The sequence below is a fragment of the Rickettsia sp. TH2014 genome (assembly GCF_019249195.1).
Classification (GTDB): Bacteria; Pseudomonadota; Alphaproteobacteria; order Rickettsiales; family Rickettsiaceae; genus Rickettsia; species Rickettsia felis.
Map to the genome: position 1 here is coordinate 1 of NZ_MXAX01000082.1, position 1,052 is coordinate 1,052.

Below are 1,052 nucleotides of genomic sequence, written 5' to 3' on the forward strand. Positions count from 1 at the left end.
CTAAACTGCAATACGGAGGCACGACCCATTGGTGTTGTCATTTAGTGTTTGGGGTGGGTGGTCTTCGGGGGTGGCGTTGTCCACTATTTCCGTATTTTCTTGTTTTTTGGGTTTGTCATTTGAACTTTTTACATAAGCGGTATAATTATACATGATTAATCCGTTTCCTATTGTTTTTTATTTAATAATCTTAACTTTAAGATTAACTCAAAAAATTTCAACCTAGTTAATTAATTTATTTATTTTAACTAAAAATATGTATATGATAAAAATATCACAATTTAGATATTACGATATTTAATACAATAAAAGATGATTTTTATTGCATATATGATAAGAATAAGTTTTATTATAAATAAATATTAATAATTACTTAGGTTATGAGAAATAATAAAAACCAAATGTATATTATAAAAATTATTATAGCCCTAGCTATGATTACGGGCATAATATTTTTATGTTTATTTTATTCTTCATTAACTCCGTCTAAGCTTAAGATTGGTGCAAAAACTAGTAATATGGACGATTCACCTAAAATTAAGTTCACTCTTATAGATCAAGAAGGAAAGGAATTTGATAGTACCCATTTGCAAGGTCATTTAAGTTTGATTTATTTTGGTACTACCTATTCTTTGTATGACAATCAAGCACTAAAAAGAGTAGAAGATATTATTAAGATTTTGAAGAAAGAGAATATTTTAGTACAAGTAGTTTTTATTACTTTAGATCCTGAGCATGATACAAGTGAGGTATTAAAAAAATATTTAGAAAAAATAGATGGTAATTTTATAGGTTTAACGGGGAGAGGAGAAGATATTGAACAATTAGCAGATCAATTTAAGGTCTTCTATACATCCAAAATATTTGATGTAAAAACAAACAAATATGAATTACAACATTCTAATTTTGTGCATTTAATTAGCAGCCAGGGAAAATTTTTAAAGCATTATTGCTTAGGCTTACTGAAATGTAATAGTTGAGATTTAATCTTACATTTAGTAAAATTAAGATAATANNNAATGGAGGATTAGAGATGAATCTAAATCAAAAAA

2 protein-coding genes are annotated in these 1,052 nt (G+C 26.3%); one reads left to right on the plus strand and one right to left on the minus strand.

All coding sequences use genetic code 11. The annotated features are described in order from the left end of the window. The gene (locus KYQ89_RS01370) at window positions 1-153 is read right to left on the minus strand and encodes a hypothetical protein (RefSeq protein ID WP_218460067.1); all 153 of its coding nucleotides are present in this window, start codon (window positions 151-153) and stop codon (window positions 1-3) included. Between the two features lie 227 nt (window positions 154-380). Between KYQ89_RS01370 and KYQ89_RS01375 the strand changes: the two genes are divergently transcribed. After that, entirely contained in the window at window positions 381-980 is a 600-nt protein-coding gene (locus KYQ89_RS01375; RefSeq protein WP_218460065.1) for an SCO family protein, read from the plus strand. Window positions 981-1,052 lie beyond the last annotated feature (72 nt).